This is a genomic window from Thiomicrospira cyclica ALM1, from assembly GCF_000214825.1.
In the GTDB taxonomy this organism is placed as follows: Bacteria; Pseudomonadota; Gammaproteobacteria; order Thiomicrospirales; family Thiomicrospiraceae; genus Thiomicrospira; species Thiomicrospira cyclica.
Map to the genome: position 1 here is coordinate 1,045,239 of NC_015581.1, position 16,723 is coordinate 1,061,961.

Consider the following 16,723-nt stretch of genomic DNA (forward strand, 5'->3'; position numbering starts at 1 on the left):
TGCGATTGCACCCTTACTTGACCAGACCTGCTGATAACCAGGCCTGGCAAACCGGTAAAATTGGCGTTATTTTACGCTAATTTCTGCCAATGCACCAGCCATCATGCGCCTACTCCAGTGTTAGCGCGATAAAGTTAGAACGGCCATTACGAATCACCCGCAAAGGTACCGACTGACCCGCTGGCACCGCACTCAAGACTTTATCGACATCTTCAATACTGCGCAACGGTTGAAAGTTAATACTCACCAAAATATCGCCCTGGATTAAACCGCTACGGCTTGCCAAACCTTCACGCATCTGCTCAATCTCCACCCCAAACGGAATACTCAACTCTTGCAACTGCTCGCTGTCCAAAGGACGCAACATCACATTCAACACTTCGCTAGACATCGCTGGTGCCGACTGAGTACTGGCACTCGCCATGTTATCTAACGGCGCCAATTGCGTACGAATAATAATTTCTTCCCCCTGGCGCAAAATCAACACTTCCGATTCTTTGGTAATCGGCGTGATCCCTACCGCCGGTGGCAAATCAGTCGATTTTTCAATCACTTTGTCGTTAAACTTCAAAATAATATCACCCGACTGAATGCCGGCACGTTCGGCTGGCGAGCCCGGAAAGGCTTGCGCCACTAAGGCACCTTGCGGCGAATCCATATTAAACGAACGCGCTAAGTCACTGGTTACCTCTTGTACCTGAACCCCTAAATAACCCCGCGCTACTTGACCGGTTTCGCGCAACTGCTCCACCACATTCATCGCAATCTCAATCGGAATCGCAAATGACAAGCCCATAAATCCACCACTACGGGTGAAAATTTGCGCATTAATGCCGATCACTTCACCATTCAGATTAATGAGCGGACCGCCCGAATTACCCGGGTTAATCGCCACATCGGTCTGAATAAATGGCACATAACTGTCGTCTGGAAGGTTACGCCCTTTGGCACTCACAATCCCCTTAGTCACGGTGTAATCCAAACCAAACGGTGCGCCAATGGCTAAAACCCAAGCACCCACGCGTAACTCTTCCGAATTCCCAATTTGCACTACTGGCAAAGCTTCGGCATCTACTTTCAACAAAGCCACATCGGTACGTGGGTCACTACCAATCAACTCGGCTTGATACTCTTTACGATTACTCAAACGCACAATAATCGTATCAGCATCATCGATCACATGATGGTTGGTTAAAATATAGCCATCGTCGCTAATAATAAACCCGGAACCCACTGACTGAGCACGACGCTCCGGCCCTCGGCGTGGTTGGGATTCTTGGCGCGGATCAAAGCCAAAGAAGTGCCGCAAAAACTCTTCTGGCATCCCCCTAAACTGGGGTGGAATCTGACCTTGTGGCTGCTGGGTATTGCGTCGCTCCGTACGCGTCGTCGAGATATTCACCACCGCCTGATGGTTCTGCTCTACCAACTGGGTGAAGTCAGGAAATGAGGCAGGCGTCTGGGCGAAACTCTTAGCCGGCAACCATAAAGGCAAAGCGACACAACTTAAAACTAATAATCGTTTAATGGCTTGTTTCATAGTTCCTCTCAGATCCGTTTTGGGTTTCTAAAATACGGTCGATTACCGGCATTGAGGGTTGATGATACTTGGATACGCCCCACCAAGCCAACCCCAGCCCTAGTAGGCTCCCTAAAATTATCACAAACTCACCGGATGCGGGCCACAGCCAACCGGCCAATAAACCGCCGATTACAAAGGTCACCAACGGCAAGCCATAGGCCAAAAACGCCTGCCACACCAAACGCCCGCCCGGCAGACGCAACGCCACTTGCTGTCCAACCAGCAGGCCCGGCACCACTGCCACCTTCACATCCTGCTGGGTCGATTGCGCTAACCAACGCGATAAGGTGCCCGTACTGCAACTGCCTTGCGATTGACAGGAGTGACATCCCGATTCACGCTGGGTTTGCACCCAAGCCCATTGGCCCTCAATACGCACCACCCGCCCCTGGGCGATTAAATCTTCATTCAACCTTATTCACCTTCATTCGCAGTTGTTCTATAGTGACGTCGCTTAATATTTCAAGCTTCTATGCTACCATATTGCTATTACTAATCAGGCAGCACATTCTTTGAATACAGACATTCTTATTATTGGTAGCGGCATCGCCGGTCTATCTCTCGCCCTTAAACTCGCCCAAAACTACCGGGTTACTGTATTAGCCAAATCCAATTTAAGTGAAGGCAGCTCCCAATACGCACAAGGCGGGATTGCCGCAGTGCTCGACCCGTTTGATAGCGTTGATGCCCATGTGCAAGACACACTAATTGCTGGCGCCGGCTTGTGTGAAGAACCCGCGGTACGTTTTGTAGCCGAAAACGCTCATCAAGCGATTCAAGAACTGATTCAAATGGGCGTGCCCTTTAGCCCGGCGCTGCAACCGGATAGTAGTTTTCCCTTTCACCTGACCCAAGAAGGTGGCCACAGCTATCGACGCATTATCCATGCCGCCGACCACACTGGCCAAAGTGTTATCGACACCCTTATTCAAAAAGTACACACCAGTGACAACATCACCCTACTCCCCAATCACATGACGGTCGATTTACTACTCGACCGCGAACGCCAGGAATGCACTGGCGCCTATGTGTTGGATAAAGCGGCCGGGAAAATTTTCCCACTGAAAGCCGCCGTCACCGTACTCGCCACCGGTGGCGCATCAAAAGCCTATTTATATACCAGCAACCCAGACACATCCACCGGTGATGGCATAGCCATGGCTTGGCGCGCGGGCTGTCGCGTCGGCAATATGGAATTTAATCAATTCCACCCCACATGCCTCTACCACCCGCAAGACCGCTCATTTTTAATTACCGAAGCGGTGCGGGGTGAAGGCGGTCGCTTGCTACTGGCCAATGGCGAGGCCTTTATGCACAAATACCACCCCGATGGTGAACTGGCGCCTCGTGACGTGGTTGCTCGCGCCATCGACCAAGAAATGAAAACCCGCGGTATAGACTGTGTCTATTTGGACATTAGCCACAAACCGGCCGAGTTTTTAAAAAACCACTTCCCGACCATCTATCAACGCTGTTTAAGAGTGGGCATTGATATCACCCAACAGCCGATACCGGTCGTGCCTGCGGCTCACTATACTTGTGGTGGTGTGGTGACTAATCTGCAAGGTCAAACCGATTTGCCACGGCTCTATGCAATTGGCGAAACCGCTTACACCGGCTTACATGGTGCCAACCGCCTGGCCAGCAATTCACTGTTAGAAGGCCTGGTATTTGCCGAAGCGGCACGACAGCATATTCTTAGCCAACCGCTCACCCAGCCCAGCAAAGATCCGAAACCCTGGGATACCAGCAAAGTGAGTCAAGCCAAAGAACGGATATTGGTCACCCATGATTGGGACGAAGTAAGACGAGTTATGTGGGATTATGTCGGCATCGTACGCACTAACAGCCGTTTAGCCCGTGCATTGCGTCGTATTCAAACGCTTGAAACGGAAGTAGAAGAGTTTTATCGCCATCACCTACTGGATGTCGATACACTGGAATTGCGCAATTTAACCCTGGTGGCGAAACTGATGGTGCTATCGGCGCAAAAACGCCAAGAAAGTCGCGGTCTGCATTACAACCTTGATTATCCGGAGTTACAACCCGCCAGCACCGCGACGATACTAACCCCCTAAGATACCGTCATTCCGACACCTTTTTCGTCATTCCGGCATTTAACACGGTCATTCCGGCGCGGGTCGGAATCTCCAACCGACCACACATACCCCAAAAACAAAAACGCCGGATTCAACCCGGCATTTCAAAACACACAACCAAACCCTACCGACACAAAATATTACTTAAAAACACCCATAAACCTATCAATAGAAATCACATTTTTATGTGCTTGTAACTTTTTATCATCGCTAACCAACAAACACCTTTCAGACAGCGCAGAAGCCAAAATCAAACTGTCTGGCAACTTCAACGAACCCGCCTTGCGAATATGAATCGTTTACTCAACAACATCATAGCTTAGCCTTATTTCTTGCATCAAAGCAAGAACCGAACGAATATTACTTTCATCAGCCTTATCCAAGCTTGGATATGCTAACAGCTCAATCTTCGAAATACTCGAATAAAAAAGTATTGATTTTGGTAAAACAAGCCCATGTTCAAATAAATAAATTAACGCATTGGTGTCGAGCAAATAACGATCATTCCCACTCATCACGCATCGCCTGTTGATAAGCCAGCGCATCACAGTTTTTAAAAGCCTTCACCTTAAAAGCTGAAAAATCAAGCACATCTGCCCTTTCTACTCCAGCTACACTTTGGGACACATTAGCCTGCTCACTCAACACAATCACCTTCACATGCTGGTTTTTAAACTGCTCAAAATTCGGAATACGCACATACTCAGACACAACATCGGTTTCAAACTCAACGGCATACATAATCAAACCCTCTCAACTAACAAGCCAAACCCTATATTACCCAAATCGCACACTTAACGCCAACTGTGAATCTATCGAGAGATCCTGAATCAAGTTCAGGATGACGGTGCTGGGTTCAGGGTGACGCCTTTACCGTCATTCCGGCTTTCATCACCGTCATTCCGGCTTTCATCACCGTCATTCCGGCGCAGGCCGGAATCTCACTCATAATGCGTCCAAAGGCGAATAACTTTAATAAGTTTTTCGTCCTCTAGCACCTGATACACAATGCGATGTTGAATATTAATACGTCTTGAATAGGCACCTGCTAAATCGCCAACCAATTTTTCAAAACGCGGAGGCGTAACGAAAGGATCTTGTTGAATTAATTCGAGCAATGCTTGCGCTTTAGACTTCAACCCACTGGCACTCAGCTTTTTTGCATCCTTAACCGCCTGCTTGGTATAAACCAGCTTCCAACTCATTGGCTTACCAAACTAACTCAGTATCACACTCTTCAACAGGCGTTTTCAAACCTTCAACAATCGATTCACGCATCCCAGGCGTACTTAACAAAAACAAGGTTTCATTAATCGCGCTCCAATCCTCTTCAGAAATGAGCACCGCATTGCCTTTCTTACCTATGATTGTAATGGGTTCATGTGATTCGTTGACCTGCGCAATCAAACCATAAAAATTGGCACGTGCCGCCGTAGAATTTAAAGACGTCATTTAAAACACCTCAATAGAATAATCATCAAAACCTAAGTGTACGTCATAACGTACGCCACTACAAGTCTATCTGTTTACACTTCGCAAGAGATCCTGAATCAAGTCCAGGATGACACCACCTCGTCATTCCGGCGCAGGCCGGAATCTCCTACCGACTCCACCGTCATTCCGGCGGAGGCCGGAATCTCAAACCGACTGTGCAAAACCTCAAGAGATCCTGAAACAAGTTCAGGATGACTCCACCGTCATTCCGGCGCAGGCCGGAATCTCAAACCGACTGTGCAAACCCTCGAAAGATCCAAAAACAAAAACGCCGGATTCCATCCGGCGCAAAACGCTATCCAACTTTTTAAAATCAAGCGTGGTTTGGAACATTAACCTGCTTTGCAAGTTTCAACAGCTCTCGCAATGCGTTATTAACCGCCGCATTATTGGGAAATGCTGCAGCCACATCAGGTTCTACAATCACCACATTTGACGCTTGTCGCAAGCGTTCGGCATACTTGCCAACCTCCGCACTATCAAACAATGCTGGATCATATTCATCTTTCATATCATCATCGATATTGCTCATATTTCCACCTCTCGGCTTTAGTAGCCAGTCTTGCGCTTATGATACGAATACAATTTTCTTCTACTGCCGTATGCACCACAAGCAATATATTCATAGCCGCTGACAAACCTAGTGTTAAAAAACGTGACTCACCTACAGACGAAAATGGGTCCAAAACGGTACGTGAAAGATCATCATAAAACACACTGCTTGCCTCTTCAAAAGAAACGCCATGTTTCTGAAGATTTAATTTGGCCTTATTCTCATCCCAGTCAAAAATCACGCTTTCATCCAGTTCATTTTCAATTCAGTATACACCTAGATAATACAGAGAACCATTCTTAGGCTTCGCTACGCGCGAAAATGACACTTTTACCGTCATTCCGGCACCACGCCCGTCATTCCGGCGCAGGCCGGAATCTCAAACCTTACCCGTCATTCCGGCGCAGGCCGGAATCTCAAACCTTACCCGTCATTCCGGCGCAGGCCGGAATCTCAAACCTTACCCGTCATTCCGGCGCACATTAGGCGTCATTCCGGCGCAGGCCGGAATCTCCAACCTACCACTTATACCCCAAAAACAAAAAAGGCAACGGCATCAACAATGCCGCCGCCATTACTTTGATTAGATCATACAAACTTATATCAACCAAAAAAGCTTTCTCTGCTTACGCGAATATTACTTAAGTTCAACGGTTGTCACCTTTAAATCTAGCATCTTGAAATCATCAACATTATTGGTCACTATTTCAAAGCCATGCACCTGCGCGGTAGCACCAATAATCGCATCAGGCGTTTTAATTTTATAATGTTGCCTGTTTATAATAGTACGATTTGCCACGACCTCATCGAGTTCATAAACCGTAGCATTTGAAATAAACTCGATCGCTTTGTCATTTAAAGCAACATCACTCAAAAGTTTTTGCCAACTCAAAAACTCAATTTTCGTGATGATCGAAATATTAAAACTTGAACGAAGAATATCAACCAATGTCCCATCATCGGTAAGACCATTAAAAAAATAGATGACAACATTGGTATCAAGCAAATATTTGTTTTTCACCGCTTAATCCCATTCGCTTCTAGTCTGCGATAAATAGTCATCCACATCTGCCTTACTCACTGAAGCCGCACCAAAAAACGCCATAGGGTCAAAGGTCTTCTGCTCTTCAACTTGCGTCGTTTTAACCAAATCAAAAAGCGGCAACACAATAACCTCTACATCCTTACCAACATACTCTTTTGGAATATGCAAATTGTAATACTCGTTATCCGGTCTAATAATTTCTCTCAACATAGCTTTTCCTTCATTGCGTTTATCAAGCCGTGAGTTTTGATTCTACCCTAAAACCAAGCCAATACCATGAAAGCCCTCGAGAGATCCTGAAACAAGTTCAGGATGACGGTGCTGGGTTCAGGATGACACCTTTGTCATTCCGGCGCAGGCCGGAATCTCCAACCGACACTTCAAACAATAGAATCCCACAAATCATTCCAATCAGGGTTCATCTCAGAAACCAACCTATTTTTCCAATCGCGATGCCAGTTTTTCAACGCCTTTTCACGCTTAATGGCTTCAGACATATCTTCATGAACCTCGAAATAAACTAACTTCGTAACATTATATTGCTTGGTAAAGCCATCAACTAAATGATTGCGATGTTGATATACGCGCTGTACCAAATTTGACGTTACGCCAATATAAAGCACTTTATTATTTTCATTAGACAAGATGTACACGGCTGGCTGCATACAAACCCTCAAAAGATCCCGGCCTTCGCCGGGATGACGTAAATGAAATGCCGGTATGACGTAAATGAAATGCCGGTATGACGTAAATGAAATGCCGGTATGACGTAAATGGTATGCCGGGATGACGTAAATAAAATCCCAGGATGACGCCTTTCCTGTCATTCCGGCGCAGGCCGGAATCTCCAACCAACATCACCGTCATTCTGACGAAGGTCAGGATCTCAAACCGACTGTACAAACCCTCGAGAGATCCTGAATCAAGTTCAGGATGACACCACCTCATCATCCTGACGAAGGTCAGGATCTCAAACCGACTGTACAAACCCTCGAGAGATCCTGAATCAAGTTCAGGGTGACACCACCTCGTCATTCCGGCGCAGGCCGGAATCCCATACCAACAAAAAAAAACGCCTAAACAGGCGTTATTATGCTGAATAATTCTTCGACTGATTAAAGCCTACCAGTCCTGCGTCACGCATTTATTCAGTTTCTTATCAAAAGAAAAAACCTGAACACCGATTGATTTACTAGCCGCACAAAGCAACGCATCAACAAAATCAATATTTTTCTCAGCAAAGAAATTCAGTGCTAAAGAAACAATTTTTTCATCTTGCAAAAGCACATTCTCTTTCTGACAAAAAAGATCAAGTGTTTTACAAGCATCAATCTTTGGAACCTGGTAAGTTTTTGTCAAGACATAAACAACTTCAGCCAAAACCTCATTCGGCACAAAAACCGTCTTCTCTTCTAAAATGGCAAGCGCCCGTGCAAATAGCTCATCATTATCTGCCAACAAATAACGCAATATAATGTTCGTATCGCAATAATTCATGCCTTTTCATCCGCAACGGCCTGCCAAGCAATCTGCCTTTCTATATCCATAAGCTCAGGTTTTGCATACTTTGAAAGCGCACCCGCAATACTTGCTGACTCATTATTTAGACCGGGGCTATCTTCCGTAACAATAAACACTTTCACATGCTTATTCAGTACACGAGCGTAGTCCTTAAACTCAATAAAAGGGCTGGTAATATCCGTTTCAAAAGCTTCTACATGCATTTAACACCCCCATAAAAACAAAGTTAAACTTTTATTTTACCCGAAAATAAACGTGTCATGTCCACCGTCATTCCAAACCACCACCGTCATTCCGGCGCAGGCCGGAATCTCAAACCCAATTCTCGAGCCTTAAACCCGGAACGCGTTCAAATTCACACAGGTTATTGCTCACCAAAATAAGACCTCGGCTTCGAGCGTGTCCGGCAATCATCATGTCATAAGGGCCTATTGGTTGACCTTTTGCATAAAGTTCTGCGCGAATTTGACCAAAATGAGTCGCGGCATGGCTATCAAAATCCAGCACATCCAAACGCGCGATCAAACCTTCAATATCGGCAAGATTCCGCTCAGGTTGGTTAGATCGTTCGGCACCGTAAATCAATTCGCCAACTGTAATCGTCGAAATCGCCATCTGCGTCACATGACTATTAAAAGCATCACGGACCTGCCTAGGTCGGTTTTTTAAGGTATAAATCAGAATATTGGTATCGAGCAAATACTTGATCATAAGGATTCGCGAAGCTGATCCGGCTCTTGCGCACGCTCGTTCATAAAATCATCGCTCACACCTACAGCATCAAACCAATCATCCCACGTCTGTTCAAGCGGGGTGATAATGCGAGTTTTGCCAATTGCGGTAATGACAACCTGCTTAATACTTTCGTCCAAGGCAACCGATTTTGGCAAACGTACGGCCTGAGATTGGTTATTTTTAAAAAGGGTTGTTGTAATTGCAGTCATCACAAATGTCCTGTATATCCAAAAGGTTTATACATGTTAATCTAATCCAGTACGGCGGTCAAACAGCAACGAAACTTCGAGAGATCCTGAATCAAGTTCAGGATGACACCACCTTGTCATTCCGGCAGATTACCCCGTCATTCCGGCGAAGGCCGGAATCTCCAACCGACTGTGCAAACCCTCGAGAGATCCTGAATCAAGTTCAGGATGACACCACTGGGTTCAGGATGACGGGGTTGGGTTCAGGATTACAAAACCTGATTACTTATACCCATTCGGATTCATCGACTGCCAGCGCCAAGCGTCTTCGCACATTCGCTCTATGCCCAATTCCGCTTTCCAGCCCAACATTTCAAACGCATAGCTCGGGTCGGCATAACATTGCGCGACATCACCAGGCCTGCGGGCTACAATTTCATAAGGCACAGCTTTACCCGATGCCTGTTCAAACGCCTTCACCATTTCCAATACCGAATAACCGCGCCCAGTGCCTAAATTCACCGTCACCAGGCCTGGTTGTTGCATTAACTTCCGCAAGGCCGCCACATGGCCTTTCGCTAAATCCACCACATGAATATAATCGCGCACCCCTGTGCCATCGACTGTATCGTAATCGCCACCAAATACAGACAACTTCTCACGCTGCCCCACCGCCACCTGCGATACAAACGGCATCAAATTATTCGGAATCCCATTCGGGTCTTCACCAATCAAACCCGACTCATGCGCCCCAATCGGATTAAAATAACGCAACAAACCAATCGACCAATCTGAATCACTTGCAAAAACATCCCGCAAAATGTTTTCCACCATCAACTTCGAAGCGCCATACGGATTGGTGGTCGATAACGGAAAATCCTCACGAATTGGCACACTCTTTGGGTCTCCGTACACCGTCGCCGACGAACTAAACACCACCCGCTTGCAACCAAACTCCGCCATTACCTCAAACAACGCCACCGAACCCGATACATTGTTATCGTAATAACGCAACGGCATCGCCACCGATTCCCCCACCGCCTTCAAGCCGGCAAAATGAATCACCGCTTCAATCTCAAACCGCGCAAAAACCGAACGCAACAACCCCCGATCCCGAATATCCCCTTGGATAAAAGTTAAACGTGCGTCATCCCGGACTTGATCCGGGATCTCCAACCGGCTAACACTGTCATTCCGGCGAAGGCCGGAATCTCCATCCAACAACTCAACCCCAGCAATCCCCGCAACCCGCTCAAGCGAGGCCACAGAACTATTACTCAAATTATCCACCACCACCAAATCATACCCAGCCGCCAACAACTCAACACACGTATGCGACCCGATATACCCCGCACCACCTGTCACTAAAATCATCAAACACTATCCTTGGAAAACTCCACGCGTCACGCAAATTTCATAATCTCAAAAGATCCCGGCCTTCGCCGGGATGACATAAATAAAAAACTGGATGACACCTTTCCAGTAATTCCGGCGCAGGCCGGAATCTCCTACCTAAATACCTTTTATACTAAAGACAACACCAACGGTACGAACAAGGGTTTCTATTTCCAGCCAAATGCTCCAATTCTTGATGTAATACAAATCGTACATCAATTTCTGACGCGCGTCTTCCGTGCAAGACCCATAAGGATACATCACCTGCGCCCAACCCGTAATACCAGGGGCCACCAAATGACGCTCGTTATAAAAAGGAATATCGATCTCCAAAGTGTCCGTAAAACACTTGCGCTCTGGTCGTGGACCCACAAAATGCAAATCCCCCTTAAGCACATTCCAAAGCTGTGGCAACTCATCAATCCGTGTTCTACGCATCAAAGCACCAAAATCAAATGCTCTTGGGTCTTTAGAAGTCGCAAACTGCGCACCATTTTTTTCGGCATCAAGATGCATCGACCGAAACTTATACAAGGTAAACTCCTTACCACCGCGCCCCACCCGAGTTTGCGAAAAAAACACCGACCCCGGCGACTCGCGGCGAATGCGCCAAGCGGCATACAGCATCAATGGCCAAACTAACACCAAAACACCTAACGCCATTACAATATCAACCACACGCTTAACCACATACTGACTTTGAGAATAAGCAGCAATCTGCTCTAAATAGGTTAAATCGGTCGATTGATAATTTATGAAACATTTGCGCAACAAGCCTTCCATAAATTGCTCAAATTTAACCAGATGCACGCCCTGCAAATCGGCACGAGTTAACTGCTTAACCCAATCTTGCTGCTCACGCTTATCAACAACACCGATTACTGGCGTCTGCTCGGGCAACACCACATAGTCAGGTTTAAAATCTGCGAGAACAACCTCCAATGACGAACGACTTTTTAAAAACTGCCATTGAAAATGCTGAGCTCGCAAACGCTTCTTTTCAAAACCGGTAAACTTATAAGGAGATAAAAACAAAACCTTAATCAGCGTATGCTGACGGTAATAACAAAAATAATTGATTGCCAAACGCGCCAATAGCAACAAAAATGGCGTAAAAAACGCCCAAACCAAAACCACCTTACGACCAAACTCGTGTGTTGCAAAAATGACAAAAGCGACCACTAACAAACCAAGCAGGATAATTCCCCAAACCTGAAAAACCAGTTGTAACTTTTTAGCTAAGGTGCGACTAGAATACCGACTATAACCATTTGCCAAAGCACTGCCTAACACCATAGCAATCCCTGCCAACAGACCCAGCCAAAAATAAGGCTCCGACCATGGTTTATCACCTACCAAACCCTGCACAACATAGAGCAAGGCCAAAGGAAGTATCAGGTCAAACAAACCAAAATATATAAGCGCTTTACGAGAGGAATAGCGAATAATTCTATGCATAATCACCGAAAAGATATGGGTAAATAACCAACTAAAATTTTAATCTAGCACATTAACGCTTCGTAATGTTAACCACGAGAAAGCTTTTACTCCAAATCTCGGCGCAACATCTCCAACACCTCAAATGCGCGTGCCAAATCTTCGTGCGGAATAGACAAAAAGCGTTTCAAAGAACGCTTTAGCTCAGTGGTCGAAATATTCTTCGTACGCTCTAGATACACCACTTCACACAACTCTTCTAAAAAATCGAACTTACCTTTCCAATCATCGCCTATCGCAAAAACATCCACGCCATGTTCTTTAATATCGGTCAGTTTTTGTTCCCAAGTGGTTTCAGGAATCACCAAATCAACATACTTAATCGAGCGCACAATCTCCGCACGCTGATCATAAGGAATCAAGGTTTTTTTACCCTTGCCATTATTAAACTCATCCGTTGACACGGCCACCACCAAACGGTCGCCCATCTCACTCAACTTACGCAATAAATTTAAATGCCCAATATGGAACATATCAAATGTTCCATAAGTAATAATCGTTCTTGGTTTGCTACTCATCTTATACTCATCTTAAAAAGGTCATAATTAACTAAACTTGCACAAATCATACATCAGTTACCACCAAATTCAACTTAATAACGCCTTATCACGAAGCTCCCACGCCCACGCATGGCGGATAATGGTTTCTAGGTCATCATAGAAGGGTTGCCAGCCTAAAACGGCGCGAGCTTGGGTGGCATCGGCGACCAATATCGCGGGATCGCCAGCACGACGCTCACCTTCTTTGACCACTAACTCACAGCCATCCTCCGCCACTACGCGCTTAACCACCTCAATCACCTGTTGCACCGAATAACCCGCGCCATTGCCCAAATTAAACGCCAACGCACCTTGACCCGCACCCGTGATTAAATGCTCCAACGCCAACAAATGCGCCGAACACAAATCCTGAATATGAATATAGTCACGAACACAACTCCCATCCGCCGTCGCATAATCTCGGCCAAAAACCGTAATCGCCTCACGTCGCCCCGACGCCGCCTGTAAAATCAACGGAATTAAATGGGTTTCCGGGTCATGGTTCTCGCCCAGATCGCCTTCAGGATCCGCGCCGCACGCATTAAAATAACGCAAGCACACCGAATTCAAACCATAAGCAGTAGCGTAATCTTTCAGGATACGCTCCACCATCAACTTACTCGCCCCATACGGGTTAATCGGCCTTTGCGGGTGCGCCTCATCAATCGGCGTGTAGTCCGGCTCACCAAAAGTCGCGGCCGTCGACGAAAATATAAAATGTCTCACATCATGGCGCACCATCACATCCAACAAATTCAACGTATTCGAAACATTATTGCGATAATACTTGGATGGATAATCGACCGACTCCCCCACCAAACTGTTCGCGGCAAAATGCATCACCCCATCAAAAGAATGCTTGGCAAATAACCCTTCCAACAAATGAATATCGGCTAAGTCACCCACCACCAACTCACCATACTTCACCGCCGAACGAAAACCGGTAGAAAGATTATCCAACACCACCACATCATGCCCGGCTTTTGCCAGCATCTTCACCATGTGAGAACCGATATAACCCGCACCACCAACCACAAGAATGTTCATAAACTACTCTGCCCCAAATATTAAAAACAACAACCTACTTCATCACGATTGAAAAAGGCAAAAAGTCCAACAAATACGCGCCCCAAAAACTACGCCAGCAACATTAAATTCACTTCAACATCAAAACCTAAATCTTTGCACCAGGCTTGGTGGTCTTTGACTTCGGTCCATTGGGTTAGGAAGATGAAGTCTAGGCCAGCGGTTTGGGCAGCTTGGTAGTCGTATTTGCTGTCGCCGAGGAATAAGACAGGCCTGGTGATATTGCCGGTTTTTATTTCTTCCATTCTTTAAAAGTGGCTGTCCTTTTAATGCTTAGAAAAAAACTTTCTTTTCTCACGCGATTATTCCTTAAGTTCAACGGTTGTCACCTTTAAATCTAGCATCTTGAAATCATCAACATTATTGGTCACTATTTCAAAGCCATGCACCTGCGCGGTAGCACCAATAATCGCATCGGGCGTTTTAATTTTATATTGTTGCCTGTTTATAATCGTACGATTTGCCACAACTTCATCAAGTTCATAAACCGTAGCATTTGAAATAAACTCGATCGCTTTGTCATTTAAAGCAACATCACTCAAAAGTTTCTGCCAACTCAAAAACTCAATTTTCGTGATAATCGAAATATTAAAACTGGAACGAAGAATCTCAACCAATGACCTATCATCGGTAAGACCATTAAAAAAATAGATGACAACATTGGTATCAAGCAAATATTTGTTTTTCACCGCTTAATCCCATTCGCTTCTAATCTGCGATAAATACGCATCCACACTAGCCTTACTCGCTGAGGCCGCACCGAAAAACGCCATCGGGTCAAAGGTCTTCAGTTGCTCTACTTGCGTTGTTTTAACCAAATCAAAAAGCGGCAATACAATAACCTCTACATCCTTACCCACATACTCTTTTGGAATATGCAAATTGTAATACTCGTTATCTGGTCTAATAATTTCTCTCAACATACTTCACCATTCCTTTTCTAAATATTCATACGCCTTAGCAAAGTATAGCTAAGTCAATTAAACCATATCAAATAAATTGCTTTTCATGAATAAGCCCAGCTCACCACACCAGGCCTGGTGGTCTTTGACTTCGGTAGTCGTATTTGCTATCGCCGAGGAATAAAGCAGGCCTGGCGTGGCACCTCAACGCTTATCAAAACGGATTTGTAATTTTAAAAGATCATCTACCAGCAAACCATTTTGCATGTCTTCAGAATACAGTCGGCAACAACCTTCGTTACTAGCAGCCGCAACGATCAACGAATCATAGTAAGAAAACTTATACCTCTCTCAAATCACACGCTTTCAAAAACGTATCTTTACCAAGATCAGCCACCCAATATCGACTATATGCACTCTCAACAAACTTACAAACCTCGTTATTTTTGAAAAGTAGTTTTTTAATTAAATTATTACTCACCTCATTCAACACTTGACCGGAAATGACACAATTTTCTTGTGACACTATCTCACCAGCAATCTTTTGCTTCTCCAAGTCTAGATCACTAAACGCATACAAGAAAATATTCGAATCAACAAAGACCTTATCATTCATTGGCTTCATCTCGGCTCAAAAACACGGTGCCTTGCTCTAAATGCCTTGGTTTATTAAGCAAACTGGCGATAAAATCATCTTGACTCGCAAAAAAGTCGCCACTATCCAAATCCTCCATTAGCACAATAACCTTGGCATGTTTATTAAGAACCTTGTTATAATCTTTAATTTCAATATATTTACTTTTAATATCCGTCTCAAATTCAATCGCGTACATAAGCCACTCCTCATGATAGTTAAACCGAATCGCTATTCTACCCAAAAACCAACCCATAAGCCTATCAAGCGTGCCTCGCTTTTCGTGTGATCATCGGTCTGCTCACTCTTTGGTGTTGTCATCCAGTAGACTCCTCCACGCCCTGCAACCCTAAAAAACCGGGACCAGAGTAAAATTCATTAAAATCAAAACTTAGGAGTCTGCCGCTTTGGCGGCTTGGTAGTCGTATTTGCTGTCGCCGAGGAATAAAGCAGGCCTGGTGGCCTTTGACTTCGGTCCACTGGGTTAAGAAGATAAAGTCTAGGCCAGCGGTTTGGGCAGCTTGGTAGTCGTATTTACTGTCGCCGAGGACGATGAGTAATTTGCCATTAGCGCGACTCTAAACTCAAATTTAAAACCTTAAACAAGCTCAAATGCCACAGCTTGCTCACCAAGAACTCGCAGCAATTTTTGGTCTGACGTAATCAAAACCGCATTCTCCACTACAGCCGTCGTCGCCACGATTGCATCAGGCATTTTTAATGATGACTGGCATCTTAGTTCCGTTACTTTAGCTATCAAGTTAGCGTTGGCGGAGACAATATCCACGACTTCAACGCGGTCCTTAAATTTAGAAAACAACATTAAATCATCCTAGCTGATACCTGAAAAGGACTTAAATTCCAACTCGCTTATCACAGATATCGCAAGATACTGCGCAGATGAAATCAGATTTAATAGGTCACGATTACCTTTAAGCAACTGAATAATGGCATTGGTATCTAAAACGAATCTACACCCATTCATCACGCAACCTTTGCTGCACTTTAAGAGCGTCACCCTGCCAAGTCAAACGACCAACTAAATCATCAAAATTGTATTTTGATTGATGAACTGACGGAGCAGGCACTTCATCTGAAAGTGACTCTGAAAGCACGATTACCTTGACATGTTGATTCTTCAACTTCTCATAATCATGTAATCGAATAAACGGGCTCGTCACATCGGTTTCAAATTCAATGGCATACATTTCACTTACTCCTAAATATAAACCCACACTTTAAAACAAACCGGCACCCTAGCTTTGGATTGTAATCCCCCCATTTATAACCGAAGTTAAAAGTAGAGGGTTAAGCCGCGTCCAGTAAATACCTTGACGGTACGCGACCAATGGCTGAGTTTGGTCGTTCGTTATTGTATGTCCAAAGCCACTCTGTTGCCAGGTCTTGAGCCTGTTCAATCGCTTCAAACAGGTGTACCGACAACCTGAAGAAC

At 45.3% G+C, this 16,723-nt stretch carries 27 protein-coding genes and 1 pseudogene; 1 reads left to right on the plus strand and 27 read right to left on the minus strand.

Annotated elements, in window-relative coordinates:
* Nucleotides 1–109 precede the first annotated feature (109 nt).
* Nucleotides 110–1,540: a DegQ family serine endoprotease gene (locus THICY_RS04570; RefSeq protein ID WP_013835438.1), complete on the minus strand. Its 1,431-nt coding sequence runs from the start codon at nt 1,538–1,540 to the stop codon at nt 110–112.
* Nucleotides 1,524–1,994, minus strand: coding sequence for a SoxR reducing system RseC family protein (locus THICY_RS04575; protein WP_013835439.1), 471 nt, complete (start codon nt 1,992–1,994; stop codon nt 1,524–1,526). The genes THICY_RS04570 and THICY_RS04575 overlap by 17 nt, the downstream gene beginning before the upstream one ends.
* A gap of 100 nt (nt 1,995–2,094) precedes the next feature.
* Here THICY_RS04575 and nadB point away from each other — a divergent pair, with 100 nt between their 5' ends.
* Nucleotides 2,095–3,660 (plus strand): L-aspartate oxidase, encoded by a 1,566-nt coding sequence (nadB, locus tag THICY_RS04580; protein ID WP_013835440.1) that lies wholly within the window; start codon nt 2,095–2,097, stop codon nt 3,658–3,660.
* A gap of 320 nt (nt 3,661–3,980) precedes the next feature.
* Here nadB and THICY_RS04585 read toward each other — a convergent pair whose 3' ends face one another.
* The 25 genes and pseudogenes from THICY_RS04585 to THICY_RS08760 all read right to left on the minus strand — a co-directional run.
* A complete protein-coding gene (locus THICY_RS04585; RefSeq protein ID WP_013835441.1) occupies nt 3,981–4,196 on the minus strand; it encodes a PIN domain-containing protein in 216 nt (71 codons plus the stop codon).
* Complete coding sequence (locus tag THICY_RS04590; protein WP_013835442.1) at nt 4,183–4,422, minus strand: hypothetical protein; 240 nt, start codon at nt 4,420–4,422, stop codon at nt 4,183–4,185. Before THICY_RS04590 ends, THICY_RS04585 begins: the two co-directional genes overlap by 14 nt.
* Nucleotides 4,423–4,622: 200 nt before the next feature.
* The gene (locus THICY_RS04595) at nt 4,623–4,886 is read right to left on the minus strand and encodes a Txe/YoeB family addiction module toxin (RefSeq protein WP_013835444.1); all 264 of its coding nucleotides are present in this window, start codon (nt 4,884–4,886) and stop codon (nt 4,623–4,625) included.
* A 4-nt stretch (nt 4,887–4,890) separates the two neighbouring features.
* Nucleotides 4,891–5,133 carry a type II toxin-antitoxin system Phd/YefM family antitoxin gene (locus THICY_RS04600; protein ID WP_013835445.1) on the minus strand — a complete coding sequence of 81 codons (243 nt, stop codon included), beginning with the start codon at nt 5,131–5,133 and terminating at the stop codon, nt 4,891–4,893.
* A gap of 355 nt (nt 5,134–5,488) precedes the next feature.
* Nucleotides 5,489–5,707, minus strand: a complete 219-nt coding sequence (locus THICY_RS04605; protein WP_013835447.1) for a hypothetical protein — start codon at nt 5,705–5,707, stop codon at nt 5,489–5,491.
* The gene (locus tag THICY_RS04610; protein WP_013835448.1) at nt 5,691–5,969 is read right to left on the minus strand and encodes a BrnT family toxin; all 279 of its coding nucleotides are present in this window, start codon (nt 5,967–5,969) and stop codon (nt 5,691–5,693) included. Before THICY_RS04610 ends, THICY_RS04605 begins: the two co-directional genes overlap by 17 nt.
* Nucleotides 5,970–6,365: 396 nt before the next feature.
* Nucleotides 6,366–6,749 (minus strand): type II toxin-antitoxin system VapC family toxin, encoded by a 384-nt coding sequence (locus tag THICY_RS04615; protein ID WP_013835449.1) that lies wholly within the window; start codon nt 6,747–6,749, stop codon nt 6,366–6,368.
* A gap of 3 nt (nt 6,750–6,752) precedes the next feature.
* Entirely contained in the window at nt 6,753–6,983 is a 231-nt protein-coding gene (locus THICY_RS04620) for a hypothetical protein (RefSeq protein WP_013835450.1), read from the minus strand.
* Between the two features lie 170 nt (nt 6,984–7,153).
* Nucleotides 7,154–7,624, minus strand: a complete 471-nt coding sequence (locus THICY_RS08875) for a GIY-YIG nuclease family protein (RefSeq protein ID WP_407635092.1) — start codon at nt 7,622–7,624, stop codon at nt 7,154–7,156.
* A 271-nt stretch (nt 7,625–7,895) separates the two neighbouring features.
* Entirely contained in the window at nt 7,896–8,270 is a 375-nt protein-coding gene (locus THICY_RS04630; RefSeq protein WP_013835452.1) for a PIN domain-containing protein, read from the minus strand.
* Nucleotides 8,267–8,497 (minus strand): hypothetical protein, encoded by a 231-nt coding sequence (locus tag THICY_RS04635; RefSeq protein WP_013835453.1) that lies wholly within the window; start codon nt 8,495–8,497, stop codon nt 8,267–8,269. Before THICY_RS04635 ends, THICY_RS04630 begins: the two co-directional genes overlap by 4 nt.
* Before the next feature lie 109 nt (nt 8,498–8,606).
* Nucleotides 8,607–9,005, minus strand: coding sequence for a type II toxin-antitoxin system tRNA(fMet)-specific endonuclease VapC (gene vapC, locus THICY_RS04640; RefSeq protein WP_013835454.1), 399 nt, complete (start codon nt 9,003–9,005; stop codon nt 8,607–8,609).
* Complete coding sequence (gene vapB, locus THICY_RS04645; RefSeq protein WP_013835455.1) at nt 9,002–9,238, minus strand: type II toxin-antitoxin system VapB family antitoxin; 237 nt, start codon at nt 9,236–9,238, stop codon at nt 9,002–9,004. Before vapB ends, vapC begins: the two co-directional genes overlap by 4 nt.
* Nucleotides 9,239–9,499: 261 nt before the next feature.
* Nucleotides 9,500–10,591: a UDP-glucose 4-epimerase GalE gene (gene galE / locus THICY_RS04650; RefSeq protein WP_013835456.1), complete on the minus strand. Its 1,092-nt coding sequence runs from the start codon at nt 10,589–10,591 to the stop codon at nt 9,500–9,502.
* Between the two features lie 138 nt (nt 10,592–10,729).
* The gene (locus tag THICY_RS04655) at nt 10,730–12,070 is read right to left on the minus strand and encodes an exopolysaccharide biosynthesis polyprenyl glycosylphosphotransferase (RefSeq protein ID WP_013835457.1); all 1,341 of its coding nucleotides are present in this window, start codon (nt 12,068–12,070) and stop codon (nt 10,730–10,732) included.
* An 86-nt stretch (nt 12,071–12,156) separates the two neighbouring features.
* On the minus strand, nt 12,157–12,627 hold the full coding sequence (gene tagD / locus THICY_RS04660; protein ID WP_013835458.1) for a glycerol-3-phosphate cytidylyltransferase: 471 nt from the start codon (nt 12,625–12,627) through the stop codon (nt 12,157–12,159).
* Between the two features lie 69 nt (nt 12,628–12,696).
* Nucleotides 12,697–13,695 (minus strand): UDP-glucose 4-epimerase GalE, encoded by a 999-nt coding sequence (galE, locus tag THICY_RS04665; protein ID WP_013835459.1) that lies wholly within the window; start codon nt 13,693–13,695, stop codon nt 12,697–12,699.
* Between the two features lie 89 nt (nt 13,696–13,784).
* Nucleotides 13,785–13,979, minus strand: coding sequence for a hypothetical protein (locus THICY_RS04670; protein WP_041435357.1), 195 nt, complete (start codon nt 13,977–13,979; stop codon nt 13,785–13,787).
* Between the two features lie 57 nt (nt 13,980–14,036).
* On the minus strand, nt 14,037–14,423 hold the full coding sequence (locus THICY_RS04675) for a type II toxin-antitoxin system VapC family toxin (protein ID WP_013835460.1): 387 nt from the start codon (nt 14,421–14,423) through the stop codon (nt 14,037–14,039).
* A gap of 3 nt (nt 14,424–14,426) precedes the next feature.
* Nucleotides 14,427–14,657: a hypothetical protein gene (locus THICY_RS04680; RefSeq protein ID WP_013835461.1), complete on the minus strand. Its 231-nt coding sequence runs from the start codon at nt 14,655–14,657 to the stop codon at nt 14,427–14,429.
* A gap of 319 nt (nt 14,658–14,976) precedes the next feature.
* Nucleotides 14,977–15,252, minus strand: coding sequence for a PIN domain-containing protein (locus tag THICY_RS04685; protein ID WP_049778959.1), 276 nt, complete (start codon nt 15,250–15,252; stop codon nt 14,977–14,979).
* Nucleotides 15,245–15,469 carry a hypothetical protein gene (locus tag THICY_RS04690; protein ID WP_013835462.1) on the minus strand — a complete coding sequence of 75 codons (225 nt, stop codon included), beginning with the start codon at nt 15,467–15,469 and terminating at the stop codon, nt 15,245–15,247. The genes THICY_RS04685 and THICY_RS04690 overlap by 8 nt, the downstream gene beginning before the upstream one ends.
* A 399-nt stretch (nt 15,470–15,868) precedes the next feature.
* Nucleotides 15,869–16,093, minus strand: a complete 225-nt coding sequence (locus THICY_RS08605) for a PIN domain-containing protein (protein ID WP_049778960.1) — start codon at nt 16,091–16,093, stop codon at nt 15,869–15,871.
* Nucleotides 16,094–16,241: 148 nt separating this feature from the next.
* Entirely contained in the window at nt 16,242–16,478 is a 237-nt protein-coding gene (locus THICY_RS04700; protein ID WP_013835463.1) for a hypothetical protein, read from the minus strand.
* A gap of 100 nt (nt 16,479–16,578) precedes the next feature.
* Nucleotides 16,579–16,713, minus strand: a pseudogene (locus tag THICY_RS08760) (IS3 family transposase); the annotation flags it as partial.
* Nucleotides 16,714–16,723: the final 10 nt, after the last annotated feature.